The following is an 18,277-nucleotide window of genomic DNA, read 5'->3' as shown; positions in this document are numbered from 1 at the left end:
CCGGTTTCGCCGGGCATTTTTATTTTTACTCTTATGAAAAAAAATCTTAACTTACGCAGCCTGGCTGCCCAGGCAATTGAGCAAGTCGTTGAACAAGGACAATCGTTAAGTAACGTTTTGCCTCCGTTACAGCAGAAAGTCAGTGAAAAAGATAAAGCCCTGCTGCAAGAGCTGTGTTTTGGCGTTCTGCGCACGCTGAATCAGCTTGAATGGTTAATCAATAAACTGATGGATCGCCCGATGAAGGGCAAGCAGCGCACTATTCATTTTTTAATCATGGTGGGTTTATATCAGTTGCTGTACACCCGCATTCCTGTTCACGCCGCACTGGCAGAAACGGTGGAAGGTGCAGTCGCCGTTAAACGTCCCCAGTTGAAGGGGCTTATTAACGGAGTGTTGCGTCAGTTTCAACGCCAACAGGAAGAACTGCTGGCTGAATTTGCACAAACCGAAAATCGCTTCCTCCACCCCAAATGGCTACTTAAACGCATTCAACAGGCCTGGCCGCAGCAGTGGCAGGAGATTGCAGATTCCAATAATCAACGCCCGCCAATGTGGTTACGCGTTAACCGTACCCATCACTCTCGCGATGAATGGCTCGAGTTACTGAAAGAAGCAGGATTACAAGGCTTTGCACATTCAGGCTACCCGGATGCTGTTCGTCTGGCATCTCCAGCCCCTGTTCATTCCTTACCGGGTTTTGATGAAGGTTGGGTTACAGTCCAGGATGCTTCAGCGCAAGGTTGTATGCATTATTTAACCCCCGAGAACGGAGAAAGGATTCTCGACCTCTGCGCGGCACCTGGCGGCAAAACAACCCATATCCTGGAAGTTGCACCACAGGCTAGCGTAATGGCCGTTGATATTGATGAACAGCGACTTTCCCGCGTCTATGACAATCTTAAACGCCTTGGCCTCAAGGCGCAGGTTAAACAGGGTGATGGATGCTCTCCAGAGCAATGGTGTGGTGATGAAATATTCGATCGCATCCTGCTTGACGCACCTTGCTCCGCAACAGGGGTTATTCGTCGCCATCCGGATATCAAATGGTTGCGGCGCGATAGTGACATTGCCGAGTTAGCACAATTGCAGGCCAAAATTCTTGATGCCATTTGGCCCCATCTAAAGCCCGGCGGAACACTGGTTTACGCCACCTGCTCAATTTTGCCAGAAGAGAACTGTGAGCAAATTGCAGCTTTCCTTACTCGCACATCAGATGCAGAGTTGAGCACAACGGGAACTCTTGAGAAACCAGGATTGCAAAATCTCCCTGGGCCAGAAGAAGGTGATGGATTCTTTTACGCTAAGCTGATTAAAAACCGGAAATAACAGGTCACTGCTGATGAAGATTATTATTCTTGGCGCTGGACAGGTAGGCGGAACTCTCGCGGAAAATCTAGTTGGAGAGAACAACGATATTACACTAGTTGATACTAATGGCGATCGTCTTCGCAGCTTGCAGGATAAATTCGATCTGCGTGTAGTGCAGGGGCATGGCTCGCACCCACGCGTACTACGTGAAGCTGGTGCAGACGATGCAGACATGCTGGTTGCAGTCACCAACTCAGATGAAACCAACATGGTAGCCTGCCAGGTCGCCTATTCGCTATTTAATACTCCAAATCGTATTGCCCGTATCCGTTCTCCAGATTATGTACGCGATGCTGATAAGCTCTTTCACTCAGAAGCTGTCCCTATTGACCACCTGATTGCACCAGAGCAGCTGGTAATTAATAATATATATCGCTTAATTGAGTATCCTGGCGCCCTACAGGTTGTTAATTTTGCGGAAGGGAAAGTCAGCCTGGCTGTGGTTAAGGCCTATTATGGCGGTCCTCTGGTCGGTAATGCACTTTCAACTATGCGCGAACATATGCCACATATTGATACGCGCGTAGCGGCTATTTTCCGCCACGATCGACCAATCAGGCCGCAAGGGTCAACAATCGTTGAAGCTGGTGACGAAGTGTTTTTCATCGCCGCATCTCAGCATATCCGCGCAGTGATGAGCGAACTTCAGCGCCTGGAGAAACCCTACAAGCGCATTATGCTGGTCGGCGGAGGAAACATCGGAGCTGGGCTTGCTCATCGACTGGAGAAAGATTACAGCGTCAAACTTATTGAGCGCAACCAGCAGCGCGCAGCGGAACTCGCAGAGAAACTGCAAAATACCATTGTCTTTTACGGAGACGCCTCAGATCAGGAATTACTGGCTGAGGAGCATATTGATCAAGTTGATCTCTTCATTGCAGTCACCAATGATGATGAAGCCAATATTATGTCTGCGATGTTAGCTAAACGTATGGGGGCCAAAAAAGTCATGGTACTCATCCAACGTCGCGCCTATGTTGATCTTGTTCAGGGTAGCGTGATCGACATTGCGATCTCACCACAGCAGGCAACAATATCTGCACTACTTAGCCACGTTCGTAAGGCGGATATTGTCGGCGTTTCTTCACTACGACGCGGAGTTGCGGAAGCCATTGAGGCTGTGGCTCATGGTGATGAAAGCACTTCACGGGTAGTCGGCCGAGCGATCGATGAGATTAAACTTCCCCCAGGAACCATCATTGGCGCCGTTGTACGCGGTAATGATGTCATGATAGCTAATAACAATCTGCGTATTGAGCAAGGCGATCATGTCATTATGTTCCTGACTGACAAAAAATTTATCTCCGATGTTGAGAGACTCTTCCAACCAAGTCCCTTCTTCCTGTAGTTTTCAGGCGTCATGCTGGCGCCTTTCCTTTATCCCTTATTTATCAATGGATAATATTTCTATGCAATTATTCCCTGGCAATGGAAAATAGGAATACATTTGTTAAACTTATCAGTGTTGGTTGGCCCAAGGAGAATAAAATGAGTTTTTTAAAAGAATTTCGCGAATTCGCGATGCGCGGGAATGTTGTTGACCTGGCTGTCGGTGTCATCATTGGTGCCGCATTCGGTAAGATTGTATCGTCACTAGTCGCCGATATAATCATGCCACCACTAGGTTTGCTTATTGGCGGGATCGATTTTAAACAGTTTGCGGTTACGCTTCGTGATGCACAGGGGGATATCCCCGCAGTCGTCATGCACTATGGTGTATTCATCCAAAACGTTTTTGATTTTGTCATCGTTGCATTTGCCATTTTTATGGCAATCAAACTGATAAATAGACTAAACCGTAAAAAAGAAGAGACTCCAGCTGCGCCGCCGGCCCCAAGCAAAGAAGAAGTCTTGCTTAGTGAAATTCGTGACTTGCTAAAAGAACAAAACAACCGTTCTTAATTAGAATATTAAAAGCAAAAGGCCAGTGGTAAAAAAGTGCTCCACTTTCTTGCCACTGGCCTCCCGCTCATTACGTCCCATATGTTTATCTTTACGCTGGTAACTTCCTTTTCCTTTCTTATTCTTCTCAACTCGCTGCCTGAACAAGGGGTCATGAAGTAGTGCCTCAATGGCGTTATCTTTTATTTTCCCTTTAGTATGTTGATAGTGGCTCATAAACTCTCCTGATTAGTAAAAAATCGATGCAAGTGTAGATCTGCGCGATGTAGAAATCAACGCTCTGCGTTTTGGCTACTGGCTCCTTGCTCAAGCGCCTCAAGGATCGAACAATAAATACTACTGTGTGCGGTCCCACAGCATGCGTCATTAAGCCGCTGCAATGACCGACGCATAGTTTGTAGCTCTTTGATCCGAGATTCAACTTCCCTTAAACGAGCCTTAACGATACCTTTCGACTCCTGGCAAGTATGATGCTCCGGATCTATTCGGATCGAAAGAAGTTCGCGAATCGATTCCAATGTGAAACCCAATTGCCTGGCGTAACGAATAAAACGGAGTCTCTGCAGATCATTGTCAGAATAGAGACGAAATCCTCCTTCAGTACGTACGTTATGCTCCATCATCTGCTGCTTTTCATAATAGCGAATGGTATCGGGAGTAACGTCTGCCAATTTTGCCAGTTCACCGATGCGATACATTATTGCTCCTCATTAATCTTATGCACTAACTTATCTACATAATCGCCACGCAAAAAGTCAGTATTAAGACCTGCTTGCCGTAGTTTTAGTTCAACCAGGGCAAGACGACGACTCCACTCCACATAGCACGGCTCGTTTTCCTGAACGTTCCTGAGTAAGTCAACAAGCATGATTGCTTCTTTTCGATGTTCCAGCTCGGGAGGTAAATAGCCTGCATTTTTAAGCAACCGATAACTGGCGCGTAGCTCTGGTGGAACATGTGAATCATCATCCAACATAAGCGGTTCTCCGCAGCCGGGAAGATTATCGAATTCACCTTTGTTTTGAGCATCGAGGATATGGCGCTCTGCCCACTGATCCAGTAACCACATGATACGGCTCCGGGGATGAACAAAAATAGTACAGATATTGTAGTGAAGCGGAATGATAGAGGATATAAAAAAACCCGCCTGGGCGGGTTTTTTTACGTTACCACAGATTACTCTGCAGCAGCTTCTGCTTTCGATTCAGAGCGATCAACCAGCTCGATGTATGCCATCGGCGCGTTGTCGCCTGCACGGAAGCCACACTTCAGAATGCGAGTGTAACCACCGGCGCGGCTCGCGAAACGCGGGCCCAGCTCGTTAAACAGTTTTGCCACGATCTCGTTATCACGAGTGCGGGCGAATGCCAGACGACGATTAGCTACGCTATCAGTCTTGGCAAGAGTAATCAGCGGCTCAACTACGCGACGCAGTTCTTTCGCTTTCGGCAGGGTCGTCTTGATGATCTCATGACGAACCAGCGAACCAGCCATGTTACGGAACATAGCCTGGCGATGGCTGCTGTTGCGGTTCAGTTGACGACCACTCTTACGATGGCGCATGACCTTATCCTTCTCAGTAAAACCTTAACCTGTGATCCGGTTACTCGTCAGCAATGCTTGCCGGTGGCCAGTTTTCCAGGCGCATGCCCAGAGACAAACCACGTGAAGCCAGCACGTCTTTAATCTCAGTAAGAGATTTTTTACCCAGGTTCGGCGTTTTCAGCAACTCAACCTCGGTACGCTGTACCAGATCACCGATATAGTGGATAGCTTCTGCCTTGAGGCAGTTAGCAGAGCGGACAGTCAATTCGAGATCGTCAACAGGGCGCAGCAGGATCGGATCGAATTCTGGTTTCTCTTCTTTCACTTCCGGCTGACGTACATCACGTAAGTCAACAAAAGCTTCCAGTTGTTCTGCCAGGATGGTTGCCGCACGACGAATCGCCTCTTCAGGATCGATTGTACCGTTGGTTTCCATTTCGATGACCAGCTTGTCCAGGTCGGTACGCTGTTCTACACGCGCTGCTTCAACATTGTAGGCAATACGCTCTACTGGGCTGTAGCATGCGTCGACCAACAGACGGCCGATTGGGCGCTCATCTTCTTCCGAATGAATTCGGGCAGAAGCCGGCACATAACCGCGACCGCGCTGAACTTTGATACGCATGCTAATAGCAGCGTTCTCATCGGTCAGGTGGCAGATCACATGTTGCGGCTTGACGATTTCGACATCACCGTCATGGGTAATGTCGGCTGCGGTCACAGGGCCAATGCCAGATTTATTCAAAGTAAGGATGACTTCATCTTTACCCTGAACTCTCACCGCCAGCCCTTTCAGGTTGAGCAGGATTTCAAGGATATCTTCCTGAACGCCTTCTTTGGTGCTGTACTCATGAAGTACACCATCAATCTCAACCTCGGTCACCGCGCAACCCGGCATCGATGAGAGCAGAATACGGCGCAGTGCGTTACCCAGAGTATGGCCAAAGCCACGCTCTAAAGGCTCAAGGGTCACCTTGGCGTGCGTCGAACTCACTTGCTCGATATCGACCAGGCGCGGTTTTAGAAACTCTGTCACAGAACCCTGCATTGTGTCCTCTCTTTGGTACTAAGCTTTACTTGGAGTAAAGCTCGACGATCAGGTGTTCGTTAATGTCCGCAGACAGATCAGAACGTTCTGGCTGACGCTTGAACGTACCTTCCATCTTGCCAGCATCAACTTCCAGCCAGGTTGGCTTTTCACGCTGCTCAGCCAGCTCCAGAGCGGCTTTCACGCGAGATTGCTTTTTCGCTTTCTCACGAATGCTGACAACGTCATTCGCTTTAACCTGATAAGAAGCGATGTTAACAACACGACCGTTTACCATGATAGCTTTGTGGCTAACCAGCTGACGTGATTCAGCACGAGTCGCGCCGAAGCCCATACGGTATACAACGTTGTCCAGACGACCTTCCAGCAGAGTCAACAGGTTTTCACCAGTGTTGCCTTTCAGACGTGCTGCTTCTTTATAATAGTTACGGAACTGACGCTCCAGCACACCGTACATACGGCGAACTTTTTGCTTTTCACGCAACTGCACACCATAGTCAGACAGACGCGGTTTACGCGCACCATGCTGGCCAGGAGCTTGTTCAATTTTACACTTGGTATCGATCGCGCGAACGCCAGACTTAAGGAATAAGTCAGTGCCCTCACGACGGCTCAGCTTGAGCTTAGGACCCAAATATCTTGCCATTTTCTTTCTCCAACAATCCTAGAAACGAACGCGTTATACGCGACGTTTTTTCGGCGGACGACAACCGTTATGAGGGATCGGAGTCACATCAGTAATGTTCGTGATGCGAAAACCAGCGGCGTTCAGTGCACGAATAGTAGATTCGCGACCTGGACCCGGACCTTTAACCATAACTTCCAGATTCTTGATGCCGTATTCTTTTACGGCTTCAGCGCAACGCTCTGCTGCAACCTGAGCTGCGAACGGAGTGGATTTGCGAGAACCACGGAAACCGGAACCACCGGCTGTTGCCCAACCCAGCGCGTTACCCTGACGATCAGTAATGGTAACGATGGTGTTGTTAAAAGAAGCATGGACATGAGCCACGCCATCAGAGACTTGTTTTCTTACACGCTTACGTGCACGAACTGGTGCCTTTGCCATTATTCAATCACCCCGACTATTTCTTGATCGGTTTACGCGGACCCTTGCGGGTACGTGCGTTGGTCTTAGTACGCTGACCGCGAACCGGAAGACCACGACGATGGCGTAAACCACGATAGCAACCAAGGTCCATAAGACGCTTGATGCTCAGGGTGATTTCACGGCGCAGATCACCTTCAACGACAAATTTACCTACTGCTTCACGCAGGGATTCAATTTGTTCTTCAGACAGCTCACTGATCTTAACATTTTCAGCGATACCCGTGTCAGCACAGATGGCTTTAGAGCGGGTCTTGCCGATACCGAAAATTGCAGTTAATGCAATGACGGTATGTTTGTGATCAGGAATGTTAATGCCTGCTATACGGGCCACTATGCACTCCTACTATTTAATATGTACGCACCATGCTGAAAAGCCCGTTTTCAGGATACTCAAATGGAAACGTACAGACATACAAAAGATTGGCTGGCTAATCTAGCCAGCTCAACCCAACTTTGCAAGAAAAATATGCGAATAAATCAGCCTTGGCGCTGTTTATGCTTCGGCTCGGCACTGCAAATCACGCGGATGACGCCATCACGCTTAACGATTTTGCAGTTACGGCATAATTTCTTGACGGAAGCACGAACTTTCATTTTTACTCTCCGTAACTTCTCGGGCGCCCTGTTAGCGGCCGTAGCCTTTCAGGTTCGCCTTCTTCAATGCAGACTCATACTGACTTGACATCATCAGAGTTTGCACTTGAGCCATAAAGTCCATAATCACAACGACAACGATAAGCAGTGAGGTCCCACCGAAGTAGAACGGTACTTTCATTGCATCACGCATGAACTCCGGGATCAGGCAGATAAAGGTAATGTAGAGCGCACCAACCAAAGTCAGGCGGGTCATTACTTTATCGATATACTTCGCCGTTTGCTCTCCCGGACGAATTCCTGGTACAAATGCACCGGACTTCTTCAGGTTATCTGCTGTTTCACGCGGGTTGAAAACCAACGCCGTGTAGAAGAAACAGAAGAATATGATTGCAGACGCATAGAGTAACACATAAAGCGGTTGCCCAGGCTGCAAATACAGCGAAATTGTTGTCAGCCAGTTCCAACCAGTCCCGCCCCCGAACCATGACGTGATGGTAGCCGGGAACAGAATAATACTGGAAGCGAAGATTGCCGGGATTACCCCTGCCATATTCACTTTCAGCGGTAAATGTGTGCTCTGTGCAGCATAGACACGACGACCCTGTTGACGTTTCGCGTAGTTAACCACAATACGGCGTTGACCACGTTCTACAAAGACAACAAAGAAGGTCACTGCAAATACTAATACTGCAACCAACAGCAACAGGAGGAAGTGCAGGTCGCCTTGACGCGCTTGCTCGATAGTATGGGCGATGGCCGGCGGGAGTCCCGCAACAATACCAGCGAAGATAATGATCGAAATACCGTTACCGATACCACGCTCAGTAATCTGTTCGCCTAGCCACATCAGGAACATCGTTCCTGAAACCAGACTTACAACAGCGGTGAAATAGAACGCAAAACCTGGATTAATGACCAGGCCCTGCATACCAGGCATATTCGGTAGACCAGTAGCAATACCAATCGACTGAAATATCGCCAGCACCAGAGTTCCGTAGCGGGTGTACTGGCTGATCTTACGACGACCAGACTCCCCTTCTTTCTTAAGCTCCGCCAACGGCTGATAAACAACCGTTAACAGCTGGACGATGATCGATGCCGAAATATACGGCATGATACCCAGGGCAAAGATAGAAGCACGGCTGAGAGCACCACCAGAGAACATGTTGAACATTTCAATGATGGTGCCTCGCTGTTGCTCAAGCAGTTTGGCAAGTACAGTGGCATCAATACCAGGGATCGGAATAAAAGAGCCAATACGGAACACAATCAACGCACCGATTACAAACAAAAGTCTGCGTTTCAGCTCGCCAATCCCACCTTTGGCACTTTGAAAATCTAATCCCGGTTGCTTAGCCATCTGCTACTTATTCCTCAATTTTACCGCCAGCAGCTTCGATAGCAGCACGAGCACCTTTAGTCACGCGCAGGCCACGAACAGTTACCGGACGAGATACCTCACCAGACAGGATCACTTTCGCGAACTCAATCTGGATACCGATAATGTTAGCCGCTTTCAGCGTGTTCAGGTCGACTACATCGCCTTCTACATGAGCCAGATCAGACAGACGAACTTCTGCAGTGATCATTGCTTTACGAGAAGTGAAGCCAAATTTCGGCAGACGACGGTACAGAGGCATCTGACCACCTTCGAAACCGCGACGTACGCCACCGCCAGAACGAGAGTTCTGACCTTTGTGACCACGACCACCGGTTTTACCGAGGCCAGAACCGATACCACGACCCAGGCGTTTACCCGCCTTTTTGGAGCCTTCGGCCGGAGACAGAGTATTTAAACGCATCTCTTACTCCTCAACTTTAACCATGAAGGAAACCGCGTTGACCATACCACGAACAGCAGGAGTATCCTCGCGCTCTACGGTGTGACCAATACGACGCAGACCCAGGCCAAGCAGCGTTGCCTTGTGTTTCGGCAGACGACCGATTGCACTGCGGGTTTGAGTAATTTTAATAGTCTTTGCCATGGTTTATTTCCCCAGAATTTCTTCAACGGATTTACCACGCTTGGCAGCGACCATTTCTGGAGAATTCATATTTTCCAGGCCATCAATAGTTGCACGAACCACGTTGATCGGGTTAGTAGAACCATATGCTTTAGCCAGAACGTTATGAACTCCAGCAACTTCCAGAACGGCGCGCATTGCACCACCGGCGATAATACCGGTACCTTCGGAAGCTGGCTGCATGAATACACGAGAACCCGTGTGAACACCTTTAACCGGGTGTTGCAGGGTGCCGTGGTTCAGCGCGACATTAATCATATTGCGACGGGCTTTTTCCATCGCTTTCTGGATCGCTGCTGGAACTTCACGCGCTTTACCGTAACCAAAACCTACGCGACCGTTACCGTCACCAACTACAGTCAGAGCTGTGAAGGAGAAAATACGACCACCTTTAACGGTTTTAGATACGCGGTTAACCGCGATCAGCTTTTCCTGCAGTTCGCCAGCTTGTTTTTCGATGTGAGCCATCTTACACCTCTACCTTAGAACTGAAGGCCAGCTTCACGGGCAGCATCTGCCAGTGCCTGGACACGACCATGATATTGGAACCCGGAACGGTCAAAGGAAACATCTTTGATGCCTTTTTCCAGAGCGCGTTCAGCAACAGCTTTACCCACAGCTGCGGCCGCGTCTTTGTTACCGGTGTACTTCAATTGTTCAGCGATAGCTTTTTCTACAGTAGAAGCAGCTACCAGAACTTCAGAACCATTCGGTGCAATTACCTGTGCGTAAATATGACGCGGGGTACGATGTACCACCAGGCGAGTTGCACCCAGCTCCTGGAGCTTGCGGCGTGCGCGGGTCGCACGACGGATACGAGCAGATTTCTTATCCATAGTGTTACCTTACTTCTTCTTAGCCTCTTTGGTACGCACGACTTCGTCGGCGTAACGAACACCCTTGCCTTTATAAGGCTCAGGACGACGGTAGGCGCGCAGATCTGCTGCAACCTGGCCGATCACCTGCTTATCAGCGCCTTTCAGCACGATTTCAGTTTGAGTCGGACATTCTGCAGTGATACCGGCCGGCAGCTTATGCTCAACAGGATGAGAAAAACCTAAAGCCAGGTTTACTACATCCCCTTTGACCGCTGCACGATAACCTACACCAACCAGCTGAAGCTTTTTAGTGAAGCCTTCGGTAACACCGATAACTACTGAGTTAAGCAGGGCACGCGCGGTACCCGCCTGAGCCCATCCGTCAGCGTAACCATCACGCGGACCGAAGGTCAGTGCATTATCTGCATGTTTAACTTCAACAGCATCGTTGATAGTACGAGTCAGCTCGCCATTCTTACCTTTGATCGTAATAACCTGACCGTTGATTTTTACATCAACGCCGGCAGGAACAACGACCGGTGCTTTAGCAACACGAGACATTTTTTCCTCCGATTAGGCTACGTAGCAGATAATTTCGCCACCAAGACCAGCCTGGCGCGCTGCACGATCAGTCATAACACCTTTAGAGGTAGAAATAACCGCGATACCCAGACCCGCCATAACTTTCGGCAGCTCATCTTTACGTTTATAGATGCGCAGACCTGGGCGGCTGACACGCTGAATGCTTTCTACAACAGCTTTACCCTGGAAATACTTAAGAGTCAGTTCCAGTTCCGGCTTGATGTCGCCTTCAACTTTAAAATCTTCAATAAAGCCTTCTTCCTTCAGCACGTTGGCAATTGCCACTTTCAGCTTGGAGGAAGGCATGGTGACCGCAGCTTTATTCGCGGCCTGACCGTTACGGATACGGGTCAGCATATCCGCGATCGGATCTTGCATGCTCATCTGTCTTTACTCCCGTGATTCAATTGGTGACAATTACCAGCTAGCCTTTTTCAGACCCGGGATTTCACCGCGCATGGCGGCTTCACGGACCTTAATACGGCTCAACCCGAACTTCCGCAGGAAACCATGCGGACGACCTGTTTGACGGCAGCGATTACGCTGACGAGACGGGCTGGAATCACGCGGCAGAGTCTGCAGCTTGAGAACCGCATTCCAACGATCTTCGTCGGTTGCGTTCACATCAGAGATGATAGCTTTCAGTTCAGCGCGTTTAGCGAAGAATTTATCAGCTAAAGCCACGCGCTTTACTTCGCGTGCTTTCATTGATTGCTTAGCCATTAAGTAACCCTACCTTACTTGCGGAACGGGAAGTCAAAGGCAGCCAGCAGAGCGCGGCCTTCTTCATCAGATTTCGCAGTAGTGGTAATGGTAATATCCAAACCACGAACGCGGTCGACTTTATCGTAGTCGATTTCTGGGAAGATGATCTGCTCACGGACACCCATGCTGTAGTTACCACGACCGTCGAAAGACTTAGCGGACAAGCCACGGAAGTCACGGATACGCGGTACAGCAATAGTGATCAGGCGCTCAAAGAACTCCCACATGCGCTCGCCACGCAGAGTTACTTTACAGCCGATCGGATAGCCCTGACGGATTTTGAAGCCTGCAACTGATTTGCGTGCTTTGGTGATTAACGGCTTTTGACCGGAGATTGCTGTCAGATCAGCTGCTGCGTTATCCAGCAGTTTCTTGTCAGCGATCGCTTCACCAACACCCATGTTCAGGGTGATCTTCTCGACCCGAGGGACTTGCATGACAGAATTGTAGTTAAACTCAGTCATGAGTTTAGCGACTACTTCGTCTTTGTAGTAATCATGCAGTTTCGCCATCGTACTACTCCAAATTACTTGATAGTTTCGCTATTAGATTTAAAGAAACGGACTTTTTTGCCCTCTTCAAATCTAAAGCCTACACGGTCAGCCTTGCCGGTTGCCGCGTTGAAGATAGCAAGGTTAGAGATCTGAATAGCTGCTTCTTTCTCTACAATGCCGCCTGGTTGGTTCAGGGCCGGAACCGGCTTCTGATGTTTCTTAACCAGGTTGATACCTTCAACAATGACCTTGCCGGAAGACAGGACATTTTTTACTTTACCGCGTTTACCTTTATCTTTACCGGTTAACACGATAACTTCGTCATCACGACGGATTTTCGCTGCCATGATTCGCTCCTTAGAGTACTTCTGGTGCCAGAGAGATAATTTTCATGAACTTCTCGTTACGAAGCTCACGAGTTACCGGCCCAAAAATACGCGTACCGATAGGTTGCTCGCTGTTATTGTTTAAAATAACGCATGCATTACCATCGAAGCGAATGACAGAACCGTCCGGGCGACGAACACCCTTCTTGGTGCGCACCACTACCGCCTTCAGCACATCACCTTTCTTGACCTTACCACGCGGAATCGCTTCCTTGATGGTGATCTTGATGATGTCGCCTACGCCTGCGTAGCGACGGTGCGAGCCACCCAGAACCTTGATACACATTACGCGACGTGCACCGGAGTTGTCGGCGACGTTCAGCATAGTCTGTTCTTGGATCATTTTAGTGCTCCGCTAATGTCAACTACTACTGAGACCCAAAAGAGGGTCGTTAAAAAGCCCCATATCGAGGGCGCGGCATTATAACACCGCAGATCAAATATGGGTAGAAAAAATAAACGGCTCATTGCTGAGCCGTTTATTCGTTGAGAATGCGTACTGTATTACAGAACCGCTTTCTCTACAACGCGAACCAGCGTCCAGGACTTAGTCTTGGACAGCGGACGGCACTCAGCGATTTCAACTTTGTCGCCGATACCGCATTCGTTGTTCTCGTCATGTACGTGCAGTTTGGTCGTACGCTTGATGAATTTACCGTATACCGGGTGTTTCACCATACGTTCGATAGCAACAACAATGGATTTCTCCATTTTGTCACTAACCACACGACCTTGCAGAGTACGGATTTTATCGGTCATTACGCACCCGCCTTCTGAGTCAGTAAAGTCTTAACACGTGCAACATCACGACGCACTTGCTTCAGCAGATGAGTCTGTTGCAGCTGGCCACTTGCAGCCTGCATACGCAGGTTGAACTGCTCACGCAGTAGGTTCAGCAGCTCAGCGTTCAGCTCTTCAACGCTTTTTTCACGCAGCTCTTTTGCTTTCATTACATCACCGTCTTAGTTACAAAGGTGGTTTTGATCGGCAGTTTCGCTGCTGCCAGGCCGAATGCTTCACGGGCCAGCTCTTCCGGTACTCCGTCCATTTCATACAGGACTTTGCCCGGCTGAATCAAGGCAACCCAGTACTCCACGTTACCTTTACCTTTACCCATACGAACTTCCAGCGGCTTCTCAGTGATCGGTTTGTCCGGGAATACACGGATCCAGATCTTACCTTGACGCTTAACTGCACGGGTCATAGCACGACGTGCTGCTTCGATCTGACGTGCAGTCAGACGACCACGGCCAACAGCTTTCAGACCGAAAGTGCCGAAGCTAACATCCGTACCCTGCGCCAGACCACGGTTGCGGCCTTTGTGCACTTTACGGAATTTTGTACGCTTTGGTTGTAACATCAGCGACGCTCCTTATTTACGGCCTTTACGCTGCTGCTTTTTAGGTTGAGCAGCCGGTTCCGGTTGTTCAACAGCAGCCATACCACCCAGGATCTCACCTTTGAAGATCCATACCTTAACGCCGATTACACCGTAAGTGGTGTGCGCTTCAGAGGTGTTGTAGTCGATGTCAGCACGCAGAGTGTGCAGCGGTACGCGACCTTCGCGGTACCATTCGGTACGTGCGATTTCCGCGCCGCCCAGACGGCCGCTAACTTCAACTTTAATACCTTTAGCGCCAAGACGCATTGCGTTCTGTACAGCACGCTTCATAGCACGACGGAACATAACGCGACGTTCCAGCTGAGAAGTGATGCTGTCAGCAACCAATTTAGCGTCCAGTTCAGGCTTACGAACTTCGGCAATATTGATCTGTGCAGGAACGCCAGCGATATCCGCTACGACCTTGCGCAGTTTTTCTACGTCTTCGCCTTTCTTACCGATAACGATACCCGGGCGAGCAGTGTGAATAGTTACACGAATGCTCTTAGCCGGACGCTCGATAACGATGCGAGATACGGACGCTTTAGCCAGTTCTTTAGTTAAGAACTGACGTACTTTAAAATCGCTGTCCAGGTTGTCAGCGAATTCTTTGGTGTTCGCGAACCAGGTAGAGTTCCATGGTTTGACAATACCCAGGCGAATACCATTAGGATGTACTTTCTGACCCATTGCTAGTCTCCAGAGTCTCAGCGATCGGACACAACCACAGTAATGTGGCTGGTGCGCTTCAGGATGCGATCTGCACGACCTTTAGCACGCGGCATAATGCGCTTCATGCTCGGGCCTTCGTCTACGAAAATTTTCGTAACTTTCAGATCGTCAATGTCAGCGCCATCGTTGTGTTCAGCGTTAGCAATGGCAGATTCCAGTACCTTCTTGACCAGTACAGCCGCTTTCTTATTGGTGTAGGTCAGAATATCCAGGGCCTGCGACACTTTCTTACCGCGAATCAGGTCAGCAACAAGGCGAACCTTCTGAGCAGAAGAACGAGCATGGCGATGTTGAGCTAAAGTTTCCATCTCTTCCTCCTACCTTATTTTTTCTTCGCTTTTTTATCAGCAGCGTGGCCGCGATAAGTACGAGTCGGTGCGAATTCACCCAGTTTATGACCAACCATTTCGTCGGAAACAAAAACTGGAACGTGCTGACGACCATTATGGACAGCGATGGTCAAACCGATCATGTTAGGAAAGATCGTTGAACGACGGGACCAAGTGCGCAGGGGCTTCTTGTCTCCGCTTTCCACCGCTTTCTCTACCTTCTTCAGCAAGTGCAGGTCAATAAAAGGACCTTTCTTGAGAGAACGTGGCATGGCTTATCCTCTAAAATTATTTGCTACGGCGACGTACGATGAATTTATCAGTACGCTTGTTGCTGCGGGTCTTCTTACCTTTGGTCTGAACGCCCCACGGAGTTACCGGGTGCTTACCAAAGTTACGACCTTCACCACCACCATGTGGGTGGTCGACTGGGTTCATCGCAGTACCGCGAACGGTAGGACGAACACCACGCCAGCGTGCAGCACCTGCTTTACCCAGAACGCGCAGCATATGCTCAGCATTGCCAACTTCGCCCAGAGTAGCGCGGCAGTCTGCTTCGACTTTACGCATTTCACCAGAACGCAGACGCAGGGTGACATAAGCACCATCGCGAGCAACGATCTGAACGTAAGTACCAGCGGAACGTGCCAGCTGACCGCCTTTACCTGGTTTCATTTCTACGTTATGAACGGTAGAACCAACCGGGATATTGCGCATCGGCAGGGTGTTACCTGCTTTGATTGCAGCATCAACGCCAGACTGAATCTGGTCGCCAGCTTTCAGGCCTTTAGGGGCCAGAATGTAACGGCGTTCACCGTCTTTGTACAGAACCAGCGCGATGTTCGCGGAACGGTTCGGATCGTACTCAAGACGTTCAACAACTGCCGGGATACCGTCTTTGTTGCGTTTGAAGTCAACAATACGGTAAGCCTGCTTGTGACCACCACCAATATGACGAGTGGTGATGCGGCCATTGTTGTTACGACCACCGGATTTGCTGTTTTTTTCAACCAGCGGAGCAAAAGGTTTGCCCTTGTGCAGCTCTGGGTTGACCACTTTAACGACGTGGCGACGACCCGGAGATGTCGGTTTACATTTAACAACTGCCATTGTATTACTCCTCCGACTTACTCAGCGCCGCCAACGAAGTCCAGATTCTGGCCTTCCTTCAGGGTGACGTAAGCTTTTTTCCAGTCGCTACGACGACCGATACGCTGTCCGTGACGTTTAACTTTCCCTTTAACTACCAGGGTGTTAACGACTTCGACTTCGACTTCAAACAGTTTCTGCACAGCAGCTTTGATTTCTGCTTTAGTCGCGTCTTTAGCAACTTTGAGAACGATGGTATTGGTTTTTTCCATCGCAGCAGACGCTTTTTCAGAAACGTGCGGTGCACGCAGCACCTTCAGTAAACGTTCTTCACGAATCATGCCAGCATCTCCTCAACTTGCTTAACAGCATCAGCAGTCATTACGACTTTGTCGAAGGCGATCAGGCTAACCGGGTCAATACCAGTTGCATCGCGTACGTCAACCTTGTGCAGGTTGCGCGCAGCCAGGAACAGGTTTTCGTCCAGCTCACCGGTGATGATCAGCACATCTTCCAGAGCCATGTCTTTCAGTTTCTGTGCCAGCAGCTTAGTTTTAGGCGCTTCTACAGAGAACGTCTCGACAACGATCAGACGATCCTGACGTACCAGTTCGGACAGAATGCTTTTCAGCGCGCCGCGGTACATCTTTTTGTTAACTTTTTGACTGTGGTCCTGCGGACGTGCAGCGAAGGTTACGCCACCTGAACGCCAGATCGGGCTCTTGATAGAACCTGAACGCGCACGGCCGGTACCTTTCTGGCGCCACGGCTTTTTGCCTGAACCAGTTACTTCAGCACGAGTCTTCTGAGCACGAGTACCCTGACGAGCACCAGCTGCATAAGCAACAACAACCTGGTGAACCAGCGCTTCGTTGAAATCACGACCGAAGGTAGTTTCGGAAACAGTCAGCGCGCTCTGCGCGTCTTTCAATACTAATTCCATTGCTATCCCCTTACGCCTTCACAGCTGGTTTAACGATCAGGTCGCAGCCGGTTGCACCCGGAACTCCACCTTTAACCAGCAGCAGGTTGCGCTCAGCGTCAACACGTACTACGTCCAGGCTCTGAACAGTGACGCGTTCGTTGCCCAGCTGACCTGCCATTTTCTTGCCTTTGAACACTTTGCCCGGAGTCTGGTTCTGACCGATAGAACCCGGAACGCGGTGAGACAAGGAGTTACCGTGGGTAGCATCCTGGGTACGGAAGTTCCAGCGCTTAACGGTACCAGCGAAACCTTTACCTTTAGAGGTACCGGTTACGTCAACTTTTTTAACGTCAGCAAACAGTTCAACGCTAATGTTCTGACCAACGGTGTATTCTTCACCATCTGCCAGACGGAACTCCCACAGGCCGCGGCCAGCTTCTACGCCAGCTTTAGCAAAGTGACCAGCTTCCGGCTTGGTTACACGGTTAGCTTTTTTAGCACCAGTGGTAACCTGAACAGCGCGATAGCCATCGTTAGCCAGATCTTTGATCTGAGTAACGCGGTTTGCTTCAACTTCGATAACGGTTACTGGGATAGATACGCCATCTTCAGTGAAGATGCGGGTCATGCCCACTTTTTTACCGACTAAACCAATCATTGTATCAACCTCTCAATCGCTCGATGACCTGATTAACCCAGGCTGATCTGCACGTCTACACCGGCAGCCAGATCCAGACGCATCAGAGCATCAACGGTTTTTTCAGTTGGCTCAACGATGTCAACCAGACGCTTGTGAGTACGAATCTCGTACTGATCGCGCGCGTCTTTGTTGACGTGCGGAGAGATCAGAACGGTGAAACGTTCTTTGCGGGTCGGCAGCGGGATCGGACCACGGACTTGCGCACCAGTGCGCTTAGCAGTCTCGACGATTTCCGCGGTTGATTGATCGATCAGACGATGATCAAACGCTTTAAGGCGGATACGGATTCTTTGGTTCTGCATGAGACCAGAGCTCCAATTATTTTATAGACGAAATGGTTACTCCTCATACCCATTACGATTGATGGGAGAGTGTAACCGTTCTTACATAGTTCCCCAATTGGGAACATTGTTTGATAGCCAGTTTCGCTATCAGGGTTCATATCGAACCGGCCGTCAACTTTGACAGGCCCGCGCAT

General features: G+C 49.5%; 34 protein-coding genes. 3 read left to right on the top strand and 31 right to left on the bottom strand.

The genetic code is table 11. From position 1 onward, the window contains the following. The first annotated feature begins 33 nt into the window (after positions 1 to 33). The 3 genes from rsmB (at position 34) to mscL (ending at position 3,273) form a co-directional block, all read left to right on the top strand. Positions 34 to 1,329 (top strand): 16S rRNA (cytosine(967)-C(5))-methyltransferase RsmB, encoded by a 1,296-nt coding sequence (rsmB, locus tag ACMYSL_RS02715; protein WP_434661315.1) that lies wholly within the window; start codon positions 34 to 36, stop codon positions 1,327 to 1,329. A gap of 13 nt (positions 1,330 to 1,342) precedes the next feature. Continuing rightward, complete coding sequence (gene trkA, locus ACMYSL_RS02710; RefSeq protein WP_110275039.1) at positions 1,343 to 2,719, top strand: Trk system potassium transporter TrkA; 1,377 nt, start codon at positions 1,343 to 1,345, stop codon at positions 2,717 to 2,719. Positions 2,720 to 2,859: 140 nt separating this feature from the next. Then, positions 2,860 to 3,273 (top strand): large-conductance mechanosensitive channel protein MscL, encoded by a 414-nt coding sequence (mscL, locus tag ACMYSL_RS02705; protein ID WP_182235105.1) that lies wholly within the window; start codon positions 2,860 to 2,862, stop codon positions 3,271 to 3,273. Here the strand turns inward: mscL and ACMYSL_RS02700 are convergent, their stop codons facing one another. The 31 genes from ACMYSL_RS02700 to rpsJ form a co-directional block, all read right to left on the bottom strand. Continuing rightward, positions 3,274 to 3,489, bottom strand: a complete 216-nt coding sequence (locus ACMYSL_RS02700; protein ID WP_110275035.1) for an alternative ribosome-rescue factor A — start codon at positions 3,487 to 3,489, stop codon at positions 3,274 to 3,276. It abuts the gene before it with no gap. A 56-nt stretch (positions 3,490 to 3,545) separates the two neighbouring features. After that, positions 3,546 to 3,971, bottom strand: coding sequence for a Zn(2+)-responsive transcriptional regulator (gene zntR / locus ACMYSL_RS02695; RefSeq protein WP_112217271.1), 426 nt, complete (start codon positions 3,969 to 3,971; stop codon positions 3,546 to 3,548). Further along, positions 3,971 to 4,342, bottom strand: a complete 372-nt coding sequence (locus ACMYSL_RS02690; RefSeq protein ID WP_434661314.1) for a DUF1992 domain-containing protein — start codon at positions 4,340 to 4,342, stop codon at positions 3,971 to 3,973. The genes zntR and ACMYSL_RS02690 overlap by 1 nt, the downstream gene beginning before the upstream one ends. A 107-nt stretch (positions 4,343 to 4,449) precedes the next feature. Beyond that, positions 4,450 to 4,836: a 50S ribosomal protein L17 gene (gene rplQ / locus ACMYSL_RS02685; RefSeq protein ID WP_001216372.1), complete on the bottom strand. Its 387-nt coding sequence runs from the start codon at positions 4,834 to 4,836 to the stop codon at positions 4,450 to 4,452. Between the two features lie 40 nt (positions 4,837 to 4,876). Then, entirely contained in the window at positions 4,877 to 5,866 is a 990-nt protein-coding gene (locus ACMYSL_RS02680; RefSeq protein WP_002919219.1) for a DNA-directed RNA polymerase subunit alpha, read from the bottom strand. Positions 5,867 to 5,891: 25 nt separating this feature from the next. Beyond that, the gene (rpsD, locus tag ACMYSL_RS02675) at positions 5,892 to 6,512 is read right to left on the bottom strand and encodes a 30S ribosomal protein S4 (RefSeq protein WP_004125897.1); all 621 of its coding nucleotides are present in this window, start codon (positions 6,510 to 6,512) and stop codon (positions 5,892 to 5,894) included. Between the two features lie 33 nt (positions 6,513 to 6,545). Continuing rightward, positions 6,546 to 6,935, bottom strand: a complete 390-nt coding sequence (rpsK, locus tag ACMYSL_RS02670) for a 30S ribosomal protein S11 (protein WP_004138423.1) — start codon at positions 6,933 to 6,935, stop codon at positions 6,546 to 6,548. Positions 6,936 to 6,951: 16 nt separating this feature from the next. Beyond that, positions 6,952 to 7,308 carry a 30S ribosomal protein S13 gene (rpsM, locus tag ACMYSL_RS02665; RefSeq protein WP_004106333.1) on the bottom strand — a complete coding sequence of 119 codons (357 nt, stop codon included), beginning with the start codon at positions 7,306 to 7,308 and terminating at the stop codon, positions 6,952 to 6,954. 146 nt (positions 7,309 to 7,454) lie between these two features. Then, positions 7,455 to 7,571 carry a 50S ribosomal protein L36 gene (gene rpmJ / locus ACMYSL_RS02660; RefSeq protein ID WP_000868187.1) on the bottom strand — a complete coding sequence of 39 codons (117 nt, stop codon included), beginning with the start codon at positions 7,569 to 7,571 and terminating at the stop codon, positions 7,455 to 7,457. Between the two features lie 31 nt (positions 7,572 to 7,602). Continuing rightward, entirely contained in the window at positions 7,603 to 8,934 is a 1,332-nt protein-coding gene (gene secY / locus ACMYSL_RS02655; RefSeq protein WP_110275027.1) for a preprotein translocase subunit SecY, read from the bottom strand. A 7-nt stretch (positions 8,935 to 8,941) separates the two neighbouring features. After that, positions 8,942 to 9,376 carry a 50S ribosomal protein L15 gene (gene rplO / locus ACMYSL_RS02650; RefSeq protein ID WP_110275025.1) on the bottom strand — a complete coding sequence of 145 codons (435 nt, stop codon included), beginning with the start codon at positions 9,374 to 9,376 and terminating at the stop codon, positions 8,942 to 8,944. 3 nt (positions 9,377 to 9,379) lie between these two features. Further along, a complete protein-coding gene (gene rpmD, locus ACMYSL_RS02645) occupies positions 9,380 to 9,559 on the bottom strand; it encodes a 50S ribosomal protein L30 (RefSeq protein WP_001140434.1) in 180 nt (59 codons plus the stop codon). A gap of 3 nt (positions 9,560 to 9,562) precedes the next feature. Continuing rightward, on the bottom strand, positions 9,563 to 10,066 hold the full coding sequence (gene rpsE / locus ACMYSL_RS02640) for a 30S ribosomal protein S5 (RefSeq protein ID WP_004106339.1): 504 nt from the start codon (positions 10,064 to 10,066) through the stop codon (positions 9,563 to 9,565). A 14-nt stretch (positions 10,067 to 10,080) separates the two neighbouring features. Further along, on the bottom strand, positions 10,081 to 10,434 hold the full coding sequence (rplR, locus tag ACMYSL_RS02635; protein ID WP_000358960.1) for a 50S ribosomal protein L18: 354 nt from the start codon (positions 10,432 to 10,434) through the stop codon (positions 10,081 to 10,083). 9 nt (positions 10,435 to 10,443) lie between these two features. Further along, entirely contained in the window at positions 10,444 to 10,977 is a 534-nt protein-coding gene (gene rplF, locus ACMYSL_RS02630) for a 50S ribosomal protein L6 (RefSeq protein WP_110275023.1), read from the bottom strand. 12 nt (positions 10,978 to 10,989) lie between these two features. Continuing rightward, entirely contained in the window at positions 10,990 to 11,382 is a 393-nt protein-coding gene (gene rpsH / locus ACMYSL_RS02625) for a 30S ribosomal protein S8 (protein ID WP_004106343.1), read from the bottom strand. A 33-nt stretch (positions 11,383 to 11,415) separates the two neighbouring features. Further along, complete coding sequence (rpsN, locus tag ACMYSL_RS02620) at positions 11,416 to 11,721, bottom strand: 30S ribosomal protein S14 (protein WP_002919667.1); 306 nt, start codon at positions 11,719 to 11,721, stop codon at positions 11,416 to 11,418. A 14-nt stretch (positions 11,722 to 11,735) separates the two neighbouring features. After that, positions 11,736 to 12,275, bottom strand: a complete 540-nt coding sequence (rplE, locus tag ACMYSL_RS02615) for a 50S ribosomal protein L5 (protein ID WP_003031123.1) — start codon at positions 12,273 to 12,275, stop codon at positions 11,736 to 11,738. Positions 12,276 to 12,289: 14 nt separating this feature from the next. Then, positions 12,290 to 12,604 carry a 50S ribosomal protein L24 gene (gene rplX, locus ACMYSL_RS02610; protein ID WP_110275021.1) on the bottom strand — a complete coding sequence of 105 codons (315 nt, stop codon included), beginning with the start codon at positions 12,602 to 12,604 and terminating at the stop codon, positions 12,290 to 12,292. Between the two features lie 10 nt (positions 12,605 to 12,614). Next, positions 12,615 to 12,986, bottom strand: a complete 372-nt coding sequence (gene rplN / locus ACMYSL_RS02605; RefSeq protein WP_000613954.1) for a 50S ribosomal protein L14 — start codon at positions 12,984 to 12,986, stop codon at positions 12,615 to 12,617. Between the two features lie 161 nt (positions 12,987 to 13,147). Beyond that, a complete protein-coding gene (rpsQ, locus tag ACMYSL_RS02600; protein WP_110275019.1) occupies positions 13,148 to 13,402 on the bottom strand; it encodes a 30S ribosomal protein S17 in 255 nt (84 codons plus the stop codon). Next, the gene (gene rpmC / locus ACMYSL_RS02595) at positions 13,402 to 13,593 is read right to left on the bottom strand and encodes a 50S ribosomal protein L29 (RefSeq protein ID WP_002919754.1); all 192 of its coding nucleotides are present in this window, start codon (positions 13,591 to 13,593) and stop codon (positions 13,402 to 13,404) included. Before rpmC ends, rpsQ begins: the two co-directional genes overlap by 1 nt. Beyond that, positions 13,593 to 14,003: a 50S ribosomal protein L16 gene (gene rplP / locus ACMYSL_RS02590; protein ID WP_002919759.1), complete on the bottom strand. Its 411-nt coding sequence runs from the start codon at positions 14,001 to 14,003 to the stop codon at positions 13,593 to 13,595. The genes rpmC and rplP overlap by 1 nt, the downstream gene beginning before the upstream one ends. Before the next feature lie 12 nt (positions 14,004 to 14,015). Next, positions 14,016 to 14,714 (bottom strand): 30S ribosomal protein S3, encoded by a 699-nt coding sequence (gene rpsC / locus ACMYSL_RS02585; protein WP_002919766.1) that lies wholly within the window; start codon positions 14,712 to 14,714, stop codon positions 14,016 to 14,018. A gap of 17 nt (positions 14,715 to 14,731) precedes the next feature. Then, positions 14,732 to 15,064, bottom strand: coding sequence for a 50S ribosomal protein L22 (rplV, locus tag ACMYSL_RS02580; protein ID WP_000448832.1), 333 nt, complete (start codon positions 15,062 to 15,064; stop codon positions 14,732 to 14,734). Between the two features lie 14 nt (positions 15,065 to 15,078). After that, on the bottom strand, positions 15,079 to 15,357 hold the full coding sequence (rpsS, locus tag ACMYSL_RS02575; RefSeq protein ID WP_001138115.1) for a 30S ribosomal protein S19: 279 nt from the start codon (positions 15,355 to 15,357) through the stop codon (positions 15,079 to 15,081). A 16-nt stretch (positions 15,358 to 15,373) separates the two neighbouring features. After that, positions 15,374 to 16,195, bottom strand: coding sequence for a 50S ribosomal protein L2 (gene rplB / locus ACMYSL_RS02570; protein WP_000301869.1), 822 nt, complete (start codon positions 16,193 to 16,195; stop codon positions 15,374 to 15,376). Between the two features lie 17 nt (positions 16,196 to 16,212). Beyond that, complete coding sequence (gene rplW / locus ACMYSL_RS02565; RefSeq protein WP_004868363.1) at positions 16,213 to 16,515, bottom strand: 50S ribosomal protein L23; 303 nt, start codon at positions 16,513 to 16,515, stop codon at positions 16,213 to 16,215. Further along, positions 16,512 to 17,117: a 50S ribosomal protein L4 gene (rplD, locus tag ACMYSL_RS02560; protein WP_015960716.1), complete on the bottom strand. Its 606-nt coding sequence runs from the start codon at positions 17,115 to 17,117 to the stop codon at positions 16,512 to 16,514. The genes rplW and rplD overlap by 4 nt, the downstream gene beginning before the upstream one ends. A gap of 10 nt (positions 17,118 to 17,127) precedes the next feature. After that, positions 17,128 to 17,757 carry a 50S ribosomal protein L3 gene (gene rplC / locus ACMYSL_RS02555; protein WP_052284882.1) on the bottom strand — a complete coding sequence of 210 codons (630 nt, stop codon included), beginning with the start codon at positions 17,755 to 17,757 and terminating at the stop codon, positions 17,128 to 17,130. Between the two features lie 32 nt (positions 17,758 to 17,789). After that, positions 17,790 to 18,101: a 30S ribosomal protein S10 gene (gene rpsJ, locus ACMYSL_RS02550; protein WP_001181005.1), complete on the bottom strand. Its 312-nt coding sequence runs from the start codon at positions 18,099 to 18,101 to the stop codon at positions 17,790 to 17,792. Positions 18,102 to 18,277 lie beyond the last annotated feature (176 nt).

It is taken from the genome of Klebsiella sp. MISC125, from assembly GCF_051131775.1.
Taxonomy (GTDB): Bacteria; Pseudomonadota; Gammaproteobacteria; order Enterobacterales; family Enterobacteriaceae; genus Klebsiella.
The sequence above is the reverse complement of the archived record's forward strand: the minus strand, read 5'-3'. Positions and strand labels throughout refer to the sequence as shown.